At 47.8% G+C, this 17,149-nt stretch carries 13 protein-coding genes; 2 read left to right on the top strand and 11 right to left on the bottom strand.

Annotated elements, in window-relative coordinates; translation table 11 throughout:
* The first annotated feature begins 44 nt into the window (after positions 1–44).
* On the top strand, positions 45–1,118 hold the full coding sequence (locus ACG2F4_RS15870; protein ID WP_395261867.1) for an alanine racemase: 1,074 nt from the start codon (positions 45–47) through the stop codon (positions 1,116–1,118).
* An 86-nt stretch (positions 1,119–1,204) separates the two neighbouring features.
* Entirely contained in the window at positions 1,205–2,983 is a 1,779-nt protein-coding gene (locus tag ACG2F4_RS15865; RefSeq protein ID WP_395261866.1) for an SLC13 family permease, read from the top strand.
* A gap of 434 nt (positions 2,984–3,417) precedes the next feature.
* On the opposite strand, the gene ACG2F4_RS15860 is transcribed toward ACG2F4_RS15865, so the two are convergent.
* The 11 genes from ACG2F4_RS15860 to ACG2F4_RS15810 form a co-directional block, all read right to left on the bottom strand.
* Positions 3,418–5,400, bottom strand: a complete 1,983-nt coding sequence (locus ACG2F4_RS15860) for an SPOR domain-containing protein (protein ID WP_395261865.1) — start codon at positions 5,398–5,400, stop codon at positions 3,418–3,420.
* 20 nt (positions 5,401–5,420) lie between these two features.
* Positions 5,421–6,272, bottom strand: a complete 852-nt coding sequence (locus tag ACG2F4_RS15855) for a hypothetical protein (protein WP_395261864.1) — start codon at positions 6,270–6,272, stop codon at positions 5,421–5,423.
* A 14-nt stretch (positions 6,273–6,286) separates the two neighbouring features.
* Entirely contained in the window at positions 6,287–7,993 is a 1,707-nt protein-coding gene (locus tag ACG2F4_RS15850) for a PilN domain-containing protein (protein WP_395261863.1), read from the bottom strand.
* Between the two features lie 35 nt (positions 7,994–8,028).
* Positions 8,029–9,276 carry a type IV pilus twitching motility protein PilT gene (locus ACG2F4_RS15845; RefSeq protein ID WP_395261862.1) on the bottom strand — a complete coding sequence of 416 codons (1,248 nt, stop codon included), beginning with the start codon at positions 9,274–9,276 and terminating at the stop codon, positions 8,029–8,031.
* Positions 9,277–9,604: 328 nt separating this feature from the next.
* Positions 9,605–10,108, bottom strand: coding sequence for a Crp/Fnr family transcriptional regulator (locus ACG2F4_RS15840; RefSeq protein ID WP_395261861.1), 504 nt, complete (start codon positions 10,106–10,108; stop codon positions 9,605–9,607).
* Between the two features lie 249 nt (positions 10,109–10,357).
* Positions 10,358–12,136, bottom strand: a complete 1,779-nt coding sequence (locus ACG2F4_RS15835; protein ID WP_395261860.1) for a GspE/PulE family protein — start codon at positions 12,134–12,136, stop codon at positions 10,358–10,360.
* Between the two features lie 123 nt (positions 12,137–12,259).
* Complete coding sequence (locus ACG2F4_RS15830; protein ID WP_395261859.1) at positions 12,260–13,606, bottom strand: type II secretion system F family protein; 1,347 nt, start codon at positions 13,604–13,606, stop codon at positions 12,260–12,262.
* A 308-nt stretch (positions 13,607–13,914) separates the two neighbouring features.
* Positions 13,915–14,298 (bottom strand): hypothetical protein, encoded by a 384-nt coding sequence (locus tag ACG2F4_RS15825; protein ID WP_395261858.1) that lies wholly within the window; start codon positions 14,296–14,298, stop codon positions 13,915–13,917.
* Between the two features lie 105 nt (positions 14,299–14,403).
* Positions 14,404–15,864, bottom strand: a complete 1,461-nt coding sequence (locus ACG2F4_RS15820; protein WP_395261857.1) for an O-antigen ligase family protein — start codon at positions 15,862–15,864, stop codon at positions 14,404–14,406.
* Between the two features lie 138 nt (positions 15,865–16,002).
* Entirely contained in the window at positions 16,003–16,431 is a 429-nt protein-coding gene (locus ACG2F4_RS15815) for a hypothetical protein (protein WP_395261856.1), read from the bottom strand.
* 504 nt (positions 16,432–16,935) lie between these two features.
* Positions 16,936–17,149: hypothetical protein (locus ACG2F4_RS15810; protein WP_395261855.1), on the bottom strand; the 214-nt coding region annotated here is incomplete at its 5' end.

Here is a 17,149-nt window from a genome sequence, read left to right as displayed (position 1 = left end):
TTTATCCCCATTACCAAAAAACTTCTTTTAACATTTGAATTCTCATGATCAGCTCACCGACTTTACTTATCGATCCCCAAAAATGTAAGACAAACATCAGGCGTATGGCAGAAAAGGCCGGGAATCACGGATTAGCCTTCAAACCGCATGTAAAGACCCACCAGTCGCCGGTTATCGGAGAGTGGTTCCGGGAGTTTGGAATCGATGCCATCACCGTCTCGTCATTCAAGATGGGTCACCTGTTTGCCGATCACGGCTGGAGGGATATCACCGTCGCGTTCCCGGTGAATATTCGTGAAATTGACTCCATCAATACCCTGGCCGCGAAGATCAATGCCATTAGCCTGCTGGTGGCAAATATCGAATCGGTCCGGTTTTTGAGGGAGCATCTGACTGAACCAGCCCAGGTCTATATCGAAATTGATACCGGAGGTGAACGGTCCGGATTCAGGCCCGGACAAACAGACTCCATAGCGCGGTTGATCCGTTTCATAAAACACTCCGATTTGCTGACGCTCAAAGGCTTTTACTCGCATCCCGGTCACACCTACTCTGCCCGTTCCAAAAATGAAATCAAGGCGATATACGCCGATGTTGTGTTACAGGTACAGCGCCTTAAAAATCGTTTCAACAACCTGACCTGCTGTATTGGAGATACCCCGGGATGCACCGTGGCCGATGATTTCGGGGAAATCGATGAGATCAGCCCGGGCAACTTTGTGTTTTACGACCTGATGCAGGTACAAGCAGGTGCCTGTACCATCGAAGATATTGCAGTGGCGTTGGCGGCGCCGGTGGTTGCGACATATCCTCAGCGCAATGAATGCGTTATTCACGGGGGTGCCGTCCACTTGTCAAAAGAAACACTGGAATGGGATCGTCAAACCATATACGGGCTTCCCGTTCTGCTGGAAGAAAACAACAGATGGTCCCAGCCCGTTGAAAATGCTTTTATAAAGAACCTTTCCCAGGAACACGGCATTCTGAAATGCAGCCCACCACTCATGAAAAAACTACATGTGGGGGATATTATCGGGGTTTTGCCGGTCCATTCATGCCTTACAGCCAACCTGATGAAGAGCTATTATTCACTTGAGGGAGATGAACTAATAACCTGAATATAAAACGCTTGAGAGTATATAAATTTTAACTCCTATTTTCCTGTTACATCGGTGTGCAACTGGTAACAAGCAAATAACCAAATATGAGTTTTGAAATATTATTTGTTTTTTCCCTGTTGGCAATTGCCCTTTTTCTTTTTAGTTCAGAATATGTCTCTTTTGATATTGCCGCAATAATTATCATGTGCCTGTTGCTGGTTACGGGCATACTTACCCCTTCAGAAGGCCTTTCCGGCTTCAGCAATCCCGCCACGCTCACTGTTGCCGCCATGTTTGTGCTCAGCGAGGGGCTCCGCCGTACCGGGATTTTGAATAAAGTCGGGGATTTTTTCACCCGGCAGATGGAAGATAATTTCTGGCTGGGTTTTCTCGGGATGCTCCTGTTTGTCAGCATCTCTTCCTCCTTTATCAACAATACGGCGGTCGTGGTAATCTTCATTCCCGTATTCATTGATATCGCCTCCAGAATTGATGTCAGCCCCTCAAAACTGCTGATGCCGCTCTCATTTGCCGGGATCATGGGAGGTATTTGCACGCTCATCGGCACCTCCACCAATATATTGGTAAGTTCTATTGCCGAGGACCGTGGTCTTGAGCCGCTTGCCATGTTTGAATTCACTCCCGGTGGAATTCTCTTTTTGTCAGCCGGGTTCATCTATCTTTTTACGATCGGCATCAAGATGATTCCCAACCGGCGAAAAAACGAGGAGCTGACCTCAGGCTACAAGATGCAGGGATATCTCACCGATGTGGTGCTCGAACCAGGCTCTGACCTGGTGGGAACCGTTTTGGATGAACAGGAGCTGACGGCCCACCTGGATCTAGATGTGCTTCGAATATTTAAGCCCGGAAGAGACTCATCGGCCCAGCGTTCGGAAGTGTACCTGAAGGCCGGCGACATCCTTCGCATACGCGGCAGTGCGGAAGAGATCAACAAGCTGCTGCAACGGGAGGATATTTCTCTGAAGCCTCCCAAAAAATGGGTGGACGTAGACCTGGAACAGAGTCGCGACGCCCTTGTTGAGGCGGCCGTCGCACCGGATTCATCGCTGGTCGGGGAAACACTGGGAGAAATCGACTTTTACGACCGATTTGGAGCAGTCCCGCTCGCCATCCGCCATCGCGGCGAACTGATGCACGAAGATCTCGAAAAAGTGGTCATTTCGGGGGGCGACTCCCTGCTTCTGAACATGAGCAAAGATCGCGTAAAACAGATCGATACCGATCCCTCTTTCGTGCTGGCCTCGGAAGTGGGCGTGTACCGCTACAGAACCGAAAAAACGTATAAAGCGCTGGCGATCCTTGCAGCGGTGGTTCTTTCGGCAGCCCTCGGTTACCTGCCGATCGTGGTGAGCGCAATCGCCGGGGTGATATGCATGATTTTAACCGGCTGCCTTTCCGCAGATGAGGCCTACCAGGCGGTGAATTGGAAAGTGATACTGCTGCTTGCCGGGGTGATTCCACTGGGAACCGCCATGGACAAAACCGGGGCGGCAGCCCTGCTGGCCGACGGGATGATCAGCCTGTTATCCGTGCTTGGTCCAAGGGCTATATTGTCGGGCTTCTTCCTGCTCACCATGGGGATCACCGCCGTGATGTCCAACAACGCCTCGGCCGCACTTTTAGCCCCCATTGCCATCCAGACAGCCGACTCCCTCGGGGTCAATGCGGAACCGTTTCTGTTTGCCGTTACGTATGCAGCCTCGCTCAGTTTTATAACTCCCTTTGGATATCAGACCAATACGCTTGTCTACGGCACGGGTAGTTACAAGTTCACAGACTTTACCAAGGTGGGGCTTCCCCTCAATATTATCTTCTGGATTATTGCGACGATTGCCATCCCGATGATCTGGCCATTTTAAGATGATGATCGTATGAACGAGCTAATAGCATCATGCCCCATCAGGCAGAAGTTCTGACTGAAGAGGGGAACAACAAAAAACAACCTGTCTCCGGCCTTAAATGGAGCGCGGAGGCCGAAGCAAGATCCACGACCATGTCACGTCCCAACGGGTTTCCACGCCTGATGCAGGTTGCAGTGGATGCCCCATCCCCCGCCTTTTTTGTGGTTCCTTTTGAATCAAGCCAAAAGAGACACCTGCTTTTTTTGAGGGACCTTTGCAGAACCTGCTATTTTGTTGGGAGGTGGTTGTACCACCGACCTTATTAACCTTTAAACGGGAGTACAACTCCCTCAGAACGAGGAATTGAGGGTTTTGCAAAGCCCTCTTAATAAAGGTATCCCAATACCTGGGAAAAAAGCTGGAATCTCGATTTGAACAAGCCCTTAAAACTCTTACCTCGCATTAAAAATCCAGGCATCAGCGTTGTGGCGCTCCCAGATCGTATTAAGCTCCGCCTTGGCCTCCTCAAGGGTTTGATGCCCGCTGTAGGCTACAAAATGGTAACTGGAATCGGGATCCTCTACCACCACGGCATCGTAGCCCTGTTCCCGCAGCTCCTGTTGAAATTCAACGGCATTTTCCCTGTTTAAAAAGGAGGCGGCAACAATAAAGTAGTTGTAGTTCCCCGCCGATCCTCCCTGGGGATCAAGGCGTGTATCTTGCTCTCCCTCCGGCTCCGCAATCTCGTCTGTTGAATCGGCAGCCGGTTCCGGTTCTACGGCCTCTGCCCGGCTACTTTCCGCACCGTCTCCGTCCACAGGACTTTCCCCGGCTTCAGACTGCTCCTCGTTCTTGTTTTCTTGCTCCGTTCCCAGGTTCAGCGGTACAGGTTTTGCCTCCATTTCAGGATCAAGATACTCATCTGTTTCTTCTTCACGGGATTTCTGTCCGGGCATCTCCTCTTCTTCTTGGGAATTCTGCTCTTCCTGTTCAGGGATCGTTTCTTCAGGAAGCTCTGTTTCGGACCCCTCGGCCTCATCCTCGTCATCGGCGTTTAGCTGCTCAATCCGGGTCGGGCTGTATTGGTCTTTTCGTTCGATTTCATTACGTATCCGTTCCCGTTCCTCGTGGAGCACATCAAATTTGTTTGCATTTTCACGACCATAGCGTTCAGCAATGGTAGGTTCAATTTCCGCCTGTACCAGTATTACCAGTTCACGCATCTGATAATCCTTGGAATTAAAACCAAACAGGTAGCGCAGTCCAAACAGCCAGGGCGGTAGATCCTTGAGTATGGGAACGCCGCGGCGCACCTCCGCCACTTCTGATCGATAAAGGCCCGCAATGGCGGTCGCTTCCCCATCCACGAGGATAGCCTGCGTCTCGGCCGTTTGCTTGTTGACAATGGTGCTGACGGGATCTGGTTGGGCCGAAGAACGCTCCGCCTGGATATCGAGATGGATAACGGTGGTGTCGTTTTCTTCTATAATTGTGGGGGTAACGGTAAGGATCGTACCCACGCTGAAGAACTGGTCCGTAACGTTACCTGCAAAATCACGCTGTTTAATAGAAAAATCTTGTCCTACCTGGATACGCCCCTCCTGCCGGTCCATCACCTTGACAGACGGAGACGCAAGGATCTCTCCCAGGTTGTCTGCCTCAAAGGCGCTGAACAGGGCCTGAACTTCGATGCCCGAATTCCCGACCTGCCCAAAATTTATAAGGGCATTAAACACATTTTGAGAAACATTTTGAGCCCCTTTGGAGTTGACAGAGACGAACTGGTCCTCAAAGCCGGAAGTGGCCGGAAGCTCTCCAGAGCCTCCTCCACCCTGGCCGCCTCCGCCGCCTCCACCACCGCCACCGCCCTGGTTTTGGCCAACAAAGTTACCCAGATTAGCAGGTACATTTTCGGTCAGTGTAGACCAGTCTACCCCAATTTCCTGTAGCGCACGGCGACTGCCTTCGAAGAAGATCGCATTAATTCGTACCTCCCGGCTGTCGATGGTGGCTACGGGACCATCGCCCTGCTGTCCCTGTCCTGCTTGCACAGCCACATTTCCGCCCTGGGCGGTCTGGCCCTGGTCTTGGGCGGGCTCCTGATAGGGAACGATCTCAAAAATCTCATCCTGCTCTATCAAAACCAGGTCTTTTACCCGCAATAGCAGGTCGAGGGCATCTCTCCAGTGCATCGGCGGCACAGATATGCCGATTGATCCCTCCGTACCCGTCCTGTCGATGATCACTTTATTGAGCCTTTCCTGGGCAAACTGGTTGATCACATCTATCGCCCGTTGAAACGGGGTGTTGCGGTCAAAGGTGACAACCTCGTCCGGGTTGGTATACTCCCGGGGAATCCGGTCCTGCCCCTGCAAAGCCAGGCTGTTGTGCGGCTGCATAAAAAATAGAAGGAGTGGAAATATTAATAACCTCAAGATTGTTCTGTTTTTAAAGTTCATTGTTGTACCTCCAAAGTTACATGCTCTATGATGCCGCCTTTATTCAGCTCAAATATTGCCGATTGTTGTTGAATGTTAACCGTTTCCAGCCTGCCCAGGTACACCCTGTCTCCCACCTGTAATTTTTGCATGCTTCCATTTTGATCAATGACAAACACCGCGTTTGAACTCAATGCCACCAGGCTGCTGCTTTCGATGTCAATTAAGTTCTCTTCATTGGGCTCAATTTCCCGTATAAATGGATAAAATGGATTGTAAACAGATTCCAGTATCGAATTCGATATCGTTAGTTCCGTGGCGTCAACAATGCTGCTGCGGCTGTAATAACTTGCCAGCGCAAAGTTAAAATTGACACGTCCGTACGACTCCAGGTTATTGATCGGTGAAATATTCAGATTGGCGATCTTGTTGATCGGTTTACTCAGCTCAATTCTCCGGATAAAGTTCACCACGTTCCGATAAAATCCGCTCCCGGATATCTGCATATTGATGATCCCGAACTGCCCCTGGCTTGTTGAGTCGACAAATGTAAATGAGAAGTCGGTCACCGCGGGTCCGCTGTTTAGCTGGTTGATGAAATCAAATACCTTGTCCTCATTACTGCTGAAATAGAGCCCTTTGTCATAGTTTTTTATGTAGTACTGGGCATTCTCGTACTGTTCCGAGAGCATGTCGTATTGATTGGCAGTTTGCTGCTTGTTGGAGAGTTCTGTTCGTTTTTCGGTAATCTCCCCCTGCAGACGCTCCAGTTCGGGCTTTTGCAAAAATTCGATGTACGCCCATCCCCCACCGGTAATCAGCAAAAAAACCAGCGACAAAATTAGTGTATTCCGTAATGCGTATGACATAGATCAGTGGATAACTATTTGCCCAATATTGTTTTTAAGTCTTCCGGTCTCGGTGGAGAAAACTGGGTTTTATCGTCCGAGAACTCTTTGATCCTGATGGAGAACCGATAGACCTCCTGTTCCCGGATCTCCTCGATGCTGACATTCAGTAGCGTTGCATCGGCAAAAATATCCACGATGTCCGGTATTTGATTTCTATACAGCGCATATCCATTCAGGGAGGTACCATCCTGGTTGTTCTGCATGCCCGTAAACCAGGTCGCCTGTACATTCTCGCTCATCCCGTTGTTCAGGATCTGCAGCTTGCGGGTCCACTCGCGCGTTCCGCGACTGAGGGTGTCCAGCAATACCAGTTCTTCCCGTAGTATGGCCAGCTGGTCGCTCAACTTGTTTGCGGCATTTACAGTGGGTGTTACCTGTTCGATCTGGCTGTTGATCCGGGTCAGATCACTTTCCATCGTCTGAATTTGCCGGGCATTTTGCTGGTAAAAATAATTAAGCGTGACCGGTGCCATGAATATGAGAAAAAGGAGCATAATGCCGTGCCACTGGAGCTTGAATATTTTCTGGCGCTCCAGGACATACCCAGGCAGCAGCGAAATATCGGGAAAATGCTCCCTGTCAACCCCCGAGGCGGCCCAGGCAACACCTATTGCCGTGGTAAACGCGTCGGCACTTACCGGGTCCTGATCCCCATAATCAAATTTGCTGCTTTCGAACCGAAAATTCTCTACACTTACATCCGGGAAATTCTTCTTAAAAAAATCAGTCGCCTCCGTACCCAACGTATTATTTGCCAGTATCAGGCGATCCAGGTTGGGGACCTCACCGGTATCGAGCTGAAACAGGATTTTGCTGAATATCGTATTCAGGAATCCCCGGTTTTTGGTTCCTTCATTAATGATGGGCGAAACCAGCCAGACCTCCTCTCCATTCATAAAGATAAGACGGCATCTCTCCGGACCGAACTGGATAATGCCGGTTATCTGGTCGGGTTGCAGCTCATAGTTCGCTTTTACAAGGCCGACGAGGCTGACCTCGTCCGGAAGTATATCATCAATAAAAAGCTTGCCCCCATACAGCTCGCGGGTTTCGTTCACCAGCTCCAGCAGCTTGGGATCTTCCTCCGTCGAAGCCAGCAGCAGCGACCCGTTCTCCCTTATCTCGTAATCGTATCGATCAGACGATTTCGGGGTCCCGTAAATGGATTCAAGTTTTTCTTCAAGATCGGCAATCAGGTCTTTTTTCTTGACTTCGTTGAAATTGGTATCCCTGATAATCTGGAAAATGGTATCACCGGCCTCCACATTGAGTCCCAGCCGGAGGTTGTCCGGGTCGATCTCCGTCAATGTCTCATACAGGAGCACTTCATTTGACCGCGTGCCGCTGTCGGCCTCTTCCACCATGTCCAGCGACAGCATATCATCATCCTCCACGGGTTCCTCATCCATGTCGTCGAGGTTGATCTCCTCAAGCTCCTCCTCGCCGCCATCCCCCTCAAGTTCTCCCAGCCCAAAAATGGAATCGGCATCCTGATCTTCTTCAAAATCGCCGCCCTCCGGACCTTCAGAGGAATCGTACCCTCCCGGTTTCAGCTCGTCAATCAAGCCGATCTTGTCCAGTTTAACCAGGCGTACCTTGCCCTTCTCGGATTTAACCCGGGCAATTTTTAACTGGCTGCCTTCAATTACGATACCTGTGTATACTTTGCTCCCGAACATTGAGCCGCCGTTAGAATATTTGCATTTTATTTAATTTAGAGCTCATTGTCTGAAAGAAGCTGCAGCAAACGCTTTTTGTTATTTGCATTGTTGATCGCTTCCTCCCTGGAAATTTTACCTTCGTCATATAGCCGTTTAAGGTCCTGTTCCATGGTATTCATCCCCTTGTCACCGCCCTCCATCAGCATCTGATAGATCTCGTTGACGTTGTTGTTTCGTATAGCCGCCTTTACGGAACTGTTTACCAGCAGAATCTCCTTGGCCAGCACCCGCTTCCCATCCAGGCTGGGAATCAGTTTCTGGCTGATCACGCATGTGAGCACATCTGCGAGCCGGGTGCGGACCCGGTTCTGCTCGTTGGGTGGCACTTCGCCCAAAATCCGTTCGATGCTCTCCATCGCCGAGGAGGTGTGGAGGGTGCCAAATGTTTTGTGACCGGAATCGGTGATTTCAAGCGTGGTCATGATTGTTTCGGGATCCCGGAGCTCTCCCACCACAATGATATCGGGATCCTGGCGAAGCGCCTGAACCGCTCCCTCCTTGAAAGAGGCGACATCCCTGCCCACCTCGCGATGCCTGACAACCGACCGGATCGGCTTATGGATCAATTCGACCGGAGAGGCGATAATAACAATATGCGAGTCGATGCTGCGGTTGTTCGCATCGATGATCGTGTCAAGCGTGGAGGATTTTCCCGAGCCCGTAATTCCCGTAACGAGCGTTAATCCATATTTGTAATATTTCAGGCTGAGGGCCTTGGCTATTTCCGGGTGAAGGTTCAATCCCCTGAAAGGACGAATTTCATTTTCAATCTTGCGCATGTTTAATGCCAGGTGCTCCAGGTCAAAATACATGTCGGCCCTGAAGCGCTGGCTCACATCCTCACTTATCTCAATAGAGTAGGAGAAATCGAGGTTCTTGTTTTCCAGCAGATGTTTGCGCTGACTCGGCATGATGGCGTTGTGCAGCAGAAAATCGGTTTCGACCAGCTCAAGCCGAGCGTCAATTTTATCGGACGGAGATTTGTCGCCGTGAATCCTGTACCAGATCTGCCCTCCACAGCCCGGTCCGCCAAGATCGATGTCGGAGGCCTCATTGTCATTCATCTCCAGCAGATAATCATCCAGGATGTTGCCGAGGATCAACCGCTTTTCATCGGGCTGGTCTTCAATAATCCGCCCGATCTCCTGGTGCCGTTCCAGTCCCTTTGCGGTCTTCGACAGTTGCCGCGCCATCGGTTGAATGAGTTCTGTCAGACGATTTGTACCAATAGCCTGTCCCATAGATTATTATTTGTTATACCGTTTTCAGTCTGAAGAAATGTTTTAACAAAATGTGGTTACGAAACAACCAACGATATTTGTTAATACAAGATGATGTATCTAAAAATTGTAAAATTGAACACTTTCATTTACAGACAGTTTTTCAAAAGAGTACGCTCTAGTATAGAAAAAAAGAACAATATTAAAAAACTCTAATGTTCAACCCTTTTTAAGGGAATTTCCCGACTCAGAAAGGTTACTGTTTAAAATCGATAAAAAAAGTTAAATCGTTTTAATAAATGAGTGCATATAAAAGAGATGCCCGGCAAGACTCCAGCCGGTAAGGAGATTACCAGCCTGCGTCATTCAGCAGCCGTTTTTTTAGCTTCAGCAGCTGGACATTCATGTTGCTAATCTTTTTTTGCTGAATTTCAATGATGTTGCGGGTGAAAATATTGAAGAGTTTTTCAGGTTTTTTACGGAAGAAGTTCAAAGCGTCATACCGTTTGAATTGCAGCAGCAGGCTTTCCCCCTCCGAAACCACTTTGGCCATCCGGTTGTTTTTGCTGAACAGAAATGTTTCTCCCAAAAAGTTTCCTTCCGAAAGTACCGCCAGCTGTATATTATCTTTCCAGATAGTCACTTTCCCCTCTGCTATCAGGTAGGCTGAATTCACATACTCGGATTCATTGATGATGACATCATCCTGCAGAAATCGCTCTTCGACCCCCAGGTTTAAAAACTCCATCGTATCTTCGTAATGAAAATTCCTCAGCAGTAAGGGAGGTTCCTTTAAAAATCTACGGATGTACTCAGGCGTAACATCACGTTCGGTTTGACCATCTTCAATCATAATATTCGCTCTTTAAATTGACCCCTATTTTACAACTCAGGATGGATTATGGCTCTGGTTATGCAAGCCTTTGTTAAATAACCACGCATCTTTTGTAATAGTAAAACTATTCGGATCAATTTTATCAATTAAATTTGGTTTCATTAATGTAATATAATATTGGCACTTATGCGGTTTCCATGATAAAACCCGGGGTATTTCTTTCCGGGGTGCCGATATAACATCGCAGCTTCATCTGCCCAGGTTTTCTCAATCTTCTATTGTTATCGCCATGACCTCTTCTATGCTTGTAATCCCCGACTTGATCCGCTCGCGCCCGGAACCACGCAGGCTCAGCATACCCTGGCTCATCGCGTATTCCTTTATGCCCATTTCGTCGATTTCGCTGCCGGATTCCAGGATCATGCTGCGGATCTCCTTGTCAAAATAGAGCGCCTCCATGATAGCCGCCCGGCCCTTGTAGCCGATGTCGTTGCATTCATTGCATCCCACTGCGCGATAAAACGTGGTCTGCTGGATCTCCTCTTCGGTAAACCCGATCCCTTTTGCGGTCTCGGGATGGGGCTCATACTCCTCTTTACATTTGCTGCACAGTCTCCGTACCAATCGCTGTGCCATAATCAGGTTTACGGCATTGGCAATCAAAAAAGGCTCCACGCCCATCTTGTAGAGCCGGGAGATGGCACTGGGGGCGTCGTTCGTGTGCAGGGTTGAAAAGGTAAGGTGCCCGGTGTTCGCGAGCTTGATAGCGATTTCGGCCGTCTTAAGGTCCCGTATCTCACCGACCAACACAATATCGGGGTCGTGCCGCAAAATACCGCGCATCGCCTGGTCAAACGTCATGTGGTTGCTGAGCTTCAGCTGTCGGGCTCCCTCTATCAGGTATTCCACCGGGTCCTCTACCGTAAGTACATTTACAGCCGGGTCGATCACGTAGTAAAGCGCCGCAACCAGGGTGGTGGACTTACCGCTGCCCGTGGGACCCGTTACAATGACAATACCGGACGGTTTTTCGATCGCTTTTACAAAATCCTCTTTCGCCTTGGTCTGCAGGCCGAGTTTTTCGAGATCGGTAATCACTTTTCGATCATCCAGAATCCGGATTACGATAGATTCAAATTTCCGTTCAAACTGTTTTCCCACCATCGGCATGATGGAAACCCGGTACCGGATGCTGTGGTTGTCAACCACGCGCTGGATAAATCCATCCTGGGAGGCGTCCCGTTCAAAACGGTCCACATTCCTGGTTTTGTCTTTTACCACGGCGGATATCGCCTCCGGCTTCACATTTTTCTGCTCATGCCACATCTGCAGCTTTCCGTCGATCCTGAACCGGATGTCGGTTGATGCGGCACCGGTGGGCACGATATGGATATCGCTGACTCCCTGCCGCACAGCCTCAACGAGCATCCCCTCCACCAGGGAGTTGAGCATGCTCTGGTTGATCTCCGCGTCGATCTCCTCCTCGTCGATCTGGTCCTCGTCGGACTCCTGCAGGTCGGGCTCTTCATATTCAATCTCTTCCAGCAGGTCCAGGAATTCGTTTTTCTGCTCGTAGACCTCGGTCAGGATCTGCTCAACAAGTTCGTAGCGGCAATAAAAAATTTCGAAATGCTTGAAATTCAGCCGCGAAATAATATTCGAAAGGGTTGGATCGGAGGGATCGGCCGCTGCAATCGTCAACTCATTTTGATCTTTTTGCAGGGGCACCGCCTTTTGGTGGACAAGCTCATCGATGATCTCCTGCGGAAGCTGCTCAATATTTTCCTTGATCTCCTCTATGACGTCGGGTTCTATTCTTTGAACTCCTTCAAAAACCTCGTCAAAGGCGTAGATACTGGCAATTTCCTTCATCACCTGGTGGCGATCCAGTCCCAGGTCCTGGTACAAAATCTGTCCCAGCCGCCGGTTGGTTGAATCCGGCTCTTCCTCGAGGATGGAATTGGCAATATTCAGCTGCTCCTCGTCTATGACTCCGCGGTTAAGCAGAATATTGCCGATATGTCTGCGGGTGTTTACCTTGCCCATTGATGGTTCATTAACAAATCCAAAATTCCATTTTTAAAGCAGAGCCGGCCATACCTGCCGAATAATTGAATGGTCAATATCTTTTGACTGCAAAATAGAGGCACAGATCGTTTCAGGTTCCTCTTACATGCCTGACTGCGGCTTAATCAATGCCGACTCGGATGATACGATGGTAATGGCAATCAACGCAACCATAATGAAGAGGTTGACAAACAGGCTGATCAGATCGATGACAGACTCCATCTTATAGGTGGTCTGTATCTCATAATACTCGGCCAGCTGCTGGGCATTTTCCCGGAGAGCCCCCGATTCGGCCCCCAGCTTAAAACGGCTGATGGCGGTATTAGTGAACACCCCCGTCGCCTTGAGCGACTCGATCAGACCGGCACCCTCCTTCAGCATCATCTTGATGGCCACCTCTTTTATCTGCTTTTCCATGTACTTGTTGCGGCACGCCTCCGCCGCCACTTTGATCACTTCAATATTTTGCCCGGACCCGCTGTAGAGGGTATAGAACACCCGTGAAAATATCTCAATACTCGTCTTGTGCATCAGGTCTCCCATCACGGGCAGCTTGGTGATGTGCTTGTCGAGCAGCAGCTTGCCTTTGGGCGTCTTGATAAAATAGACAAAACCGGCAATCGGGAGGATATGCGCCAGGGTGATCAGGAGCCAGTTATTCTGCAGCCACGCGCTCCAGTCGAGCGTGGCGGCCGTCATCGGGGCCTGCTGCTCCAGGTTGATATCCATCTCCAGGAATACGCCCGCCATTTCGGGGAATATATAGCCCACGTAAAACAGGACCACCCCGATAACGGCAATCACGGTGATTGTGGGCATCATGAGCGAGCGGCGTAAATTCTTTTTAAACTCGGCATCCCGCTCAAGGAACTTGGCCGTACTTTCAAACACCTGCGCCATGTTACCACTGGTGGACGCCACGCTCAGCATGTAGGCGGCAAATTTGCCGAATACATCCTCATGCTTGCCGTATACCTCCGATCCCTCTTTCCCATCCTTGAGGTCTTTCTGGATCTGCCGGATGACCTCCTTCATCCGCTTGTTCTGGGTATCTTCCTGAAGCAGGTTGAGAATTTCATCAAAGCTGAGCTGCTGTTTCAACAGGTCGGCCGAGAGTCTTATAAACGTCACCACCTCTTTCTGGGGAACGCCGCCCTTCCAGTCAAACCACTTTTTATTGATGCTTATGACCTTGTAGCCCAGCTTGACCAGCGCCTTCTCCAGTTCCTCCTTGCTGTAGGCCTCCTGTTCCCCCTTTACCTCTTTGTTTGCTCCCTTCTTGACCTTGTAGATATAGGTCTCCTTCTTGTCGATGGAGTGGACCTTCAGGCCGTTGTTGCGGGAGATTTTATCAACTTTTTTTTCTGCTTCCTTTTTGGAGTCGGCCTCAAACTCCGTTTTAATCATCTTGCCCTGGGCGGATGTTGCCTTAAGTCTGAATTGTGCCATCTGTAAGATTGTAAATCGGTTGAAGGTTGCAGGTTGTATGTTGAAGGTTACAGGTTGAAAGTTCTGCCAACCCGTGCCAACTCACAGTACCGAGAGGATACCCCACTGCTCACCAATAATAACCGTTCTAAGGTTTAATTGTAGATTTATTATATGATATGATGCAAAGAAAATGGCTTTGTTACAAATAAAAAGTGCTTTCCCTGAAAGGAGAGGGCTGTTTATCCCGAATTTGTCGCAAGTATTTTTGGGAAATAATCTCCTGTTTCACATTATATGATGCCTCATAACCACCAAGAGTATGCCGCTTACTCTTCATACTCCCACTGTACCTGGAAATCATCGCCCTGCAGCTCGGCGATGGCCCGCAGGAATACCCCTTCATCTGTGCCGGTGCCCTCCACGGTCAGCGTATTTCCACTACCGGATACGGCGTATGTGCCATTTGCCGTAGAGTCTCCGATGCTGATATCCCCGATCCCGATATTGTCAAAACTGCGGCCGCCTCCCTGCAGGGAAGCATTCCGGAAATAGTACGCCTGGGCTTCGCCGAGAATCAGCAATATATCCTGCTGTACGGCATCCTCGTTGGCGCTTTTCCGTGATTCCTGCAACGTATCAATGGCAATAATGGTAGCAACAGCCACAATTACCGTAACCAGGATTACTAACAGAATTTGTTGTTGACCCATAAGTCTTCACGTTTAAGAGATCATCTACTAAATAATATTCAATTGTATTTTAATAACCAGTATTATTAGCAGGATTTAATCCAGGTTTAATTAGAATTTTCAATTTCAGTTATGTTGGGGTTCATCTTTATTAAGATCGGCGGTATCTTCATAAATCATGCCCTGATGCCAAAAACGTGGATATAACTTGAATGGGGTATCAAACTTTTCGAAAAATTCCTTCTTTCGTTCGTTAAGACGAGGGATATCTGAAGCCACTCTGTATCCCACAAATACCGTATTTATCCCTAATAGACCAATAATAATAATTGTCATATAGGAAATCCTTGTTCGTTCTCTGAATAGTTCCCTATTTGAACAGAGAAAATATTCCCCAATAATTGCGCCCCCGATGATAGTAAATAACAGTTGACTGAGTGATGAATTAAATATCCCGGAGACCATTGAATGAGCTAAAGCAGCGGTAATAGAAGCGATGAGCGCAATTCGCCACATCAACCATCGCGGATCCATTTCATTTTCAGACAAATGAAGACTTTGTTTGATGAATTTAACTAAACCTGCTGTAACCAGCACCGTAGCTAAGATAACAGCCGGTATACCCCATTCCGCCGCAGTTTGTAAAATAAAATTGTGGGGCGTTGACCACGGGGGATTAATTCCCATATAAGAAAAATGCATCGGCCCCAGCCCCAAAAAGGGATGTTTCATAATTTGCTCAATGGTAAACCACCAAACATCCAGCCTGCCACTGTCTCCGAACCTTGACAATATTTCTCTCCCCCCATTTTGGGGTAGTAGAAAAAGAGACAAATAGAGTACCAGCCCAGCTGCAGCTGTTATCAGGTAGACTTTGGCAACAGGAATACATCTCTTTCTAAATAGAATAACAATAGTTAACAAGCCCAAAGTTGAAGCCACCATGGTGCCTCTTGCGTCCGCTGCAAAAACAAGCATCCACCAAGAACTGATAAAAAACAGTAACAGGTACTGTAGTCCCGGAATAATTCTATCCTTGAAATAGAGGTAAGCAAACGCAAGCAACGGTAACGTCCAGGTTTGGATATGGTTAAAGAACCGGACGTGATTAAATCCCAGGTACGCACTAGGGTTTAAAAGAACTCCATTTTTGCGCAGTTCAATCCTGTTTTGTTCTGGCCAGGTGGTCCAGTTGTCATTAAGTAATCCTGTTATATAATCGGCATATACTCTTGTCAAATAAAGCACACATAATGCGATTAGGCCGATTAGTACAACTCTTATATAGTGCTCTTTGTCCTCTTGGTATAGATAACTACACAGGAATAATAATTGGCCTATCAATAGATACCATCCCACTTGCAGGAAAGCCCATTGTGGTAGTGGTGCTAATGTTGAAGAGACTGTCCCAAAAACTAAAATTATGGTTAACCCAACCCAGACCCTACTGTTTAGTCCAACAAGTTTTGTTTTATAGAGAAAATAGACGAAGAGAATGGAACTAAAGCACAGAATAACACTTTGTGCTATTTTTTTTTGATTGAAATAGCTGACATTAGTGATTGAAAAACTAGTTACTAATACCACTATAATTATCCAGATGTAAAAACTATTCCATTTAAATCGTTTTTTTATAAGCATAAACAATAGAAATAAAAAAGGGTTTTCATACTTTTATTCAGCATGAAAACCCTTACACTAAGTATTCCTTCAGCTAATTAAGTACTAATAGCTTAACTGATCCGGCATTATAGTTGCCGAAATTGGATCTGAAGTATTGGTAACAGGTGGAGTATCATTTGCTCCATATTGGCTTGAAGGATATGCGGTGATAGTTATTTGTCCCTGCGCACCTCCACTCAAAACATAAGTACCATTTTCATTGTAAGCTTGAGTGGGTGTTCCATCCACAATGGTACCAGCAAATGCAAGGTTCTCAAACGTCATATCAGTAAAATCTTTACCACCACCACCAAGCATATCTGGCTTCATGTAGTAGCCTTGAGCAGAAGCAGCAATGGAAGCTATGTCCTGACGAACGGCATCCAGATTCGCACTATCTGCAGCGCTTGAGAAGGTGTTAATGGCCACGACCGTGGCGATACCCACGATAATGGTTACGAGGATTATAAGTAAGAGTTGTTGTTGACCCATGATTCTATCTCCTTAGGTTTTGTTTTTATTAGAGGTTAAACTCTGTTTGGTAATAGCCGATATTCGACCGTTGTACTCTGTTTCAACTACATGCTACAAGAGCATGCGCGTTTATAGATGTTACATTTTTCAATTTACAAATATACTACAATTTTAAAAGCCCTGCCCTTAATGTTAGATTTTGTTAATCGACCAACGTAAAACGCATTTAAAATATGCGTGAACTACAATTAAAATGCAACTATAATATTAAAATTTTTTAATATTTATGTATGGACCGTTTCAATCGTGCGGGATCAAAGCCGTTCGCGGTCGATGATATCAACCGGGCTACTTCACAAAGCTAACCGGGAAGATTTCTGTTAGAGGAAAGCGGGTTGCAAAAATTGCAGTCTGCAGTGTTTGGCCCATTTATCGCCTTTAATTTTTGGTTCTTTTGGGTCAAGTCAAAAGGGATAACTCGGTTGGGGAAATCGTCTCCTGTTTCATATTCAGGCTTCTTAATCATCTTTCCTTGTTCATTTTTTCATCGATGAAAAAACGAACCAAAAAAATCGCCGGCGGAGAAATTTTTGTGGCGTTTCCTCCACCTCCGCTAAAACCATTGAACTCGATCCGCTGGGAAACGCGGATCTCAAACAGCAATGGTTTCTTAACGCTCCGGCTCCGGGCACTGTATTCCACAAAAATTTCTGCAGGGCGGATGGAGAATAAAAAT

The sequence above is a fragment of the Halalkalibaculum sp. DA3122 genome, from assembly GCF_043951865.1.
Lineage (GTDB): Bacteria > Bacteroidota > Rhodothermia > Balneolales > Balneolaceae > JAMQKA01.
Note: the sequence above shows the minus strand (reverse complement) of the source record. Positions and strands in the feature narration are given on the sequence as shown.

Bases quoted from the DNA above. Each gene is read 5' to 3' on its own strand.
- ACG2F4_RS15870 (WP_395261867.1), top strand. From the start codon at position 45: ATGATCAGCTCACCGACTTTACTTATCGATCCCCAAAAATGTAAGACA.
- ACG2F4_RS15865 (WP_395261866.1), top strand. From the start codon at position 1,205: ATGAGTTTTGAAATATTATTTGTTTTTTCCCTGTTGGCAATTGCCCTT.
- ACG2F4_RS15855 (WP_395261864.1), bottom strand. From the start codon at position 6,272: ATGTCATACGCATTACGGAATACACTAATTTTGTCGCTGGTTTTTTTG.
- ACG2F4_RS15850 (WP_395261863.1), bottom strand. From the start codon at position 7,993: ATGTTCGGGAGCAAAGTATACACAGGTATCGTAATTGAAGGCAGCCAG.
- ACG2F4_RS15845 (WP_395261862.1), bottom strand. From the start codon at position 9,276: ATGGGACAGGCTATTGGTACAAATCGTCTGACAGAACTCATTCAACCG.
- ACG2F4_RS15840 (WP_395261861.1), bottom strand. From the start codon at position 10,108: ATGATTGAAGATGGTCAAACCGAACGTGATGTTACGCCTGAGTACATC.
- ACG2F4_RS15835 (WP_395261860.1), bottom strand. From the start codon at position 12,136: ATGGGCAAGGTAAACACCCGCAGACATATCGGCAATATTCTGCTTAAC.
- ACG2F4_RS15830 (WP_395261859.1), bottom strand. From the start codon at position 13,606: ATGGCACAATTCAGACTTAAGGCAACATCCGCCCAGGGCAAGATGATT.
- ACG2F4_RS15825 (WP_395261858.1), bottom strand. From the start codon at position 14,298: ATGGGTCAACAACAAATTCTGTTAGTAATCCTGGTTACGGTAATTGTG.
- ACG2F4_RS15815 (WP_395261856.1), bottom strand. From the start codon at position 16,431: ATGGGTCAACAACAACTCTTACTTATAATCCTCGTAACCATTATCGTG.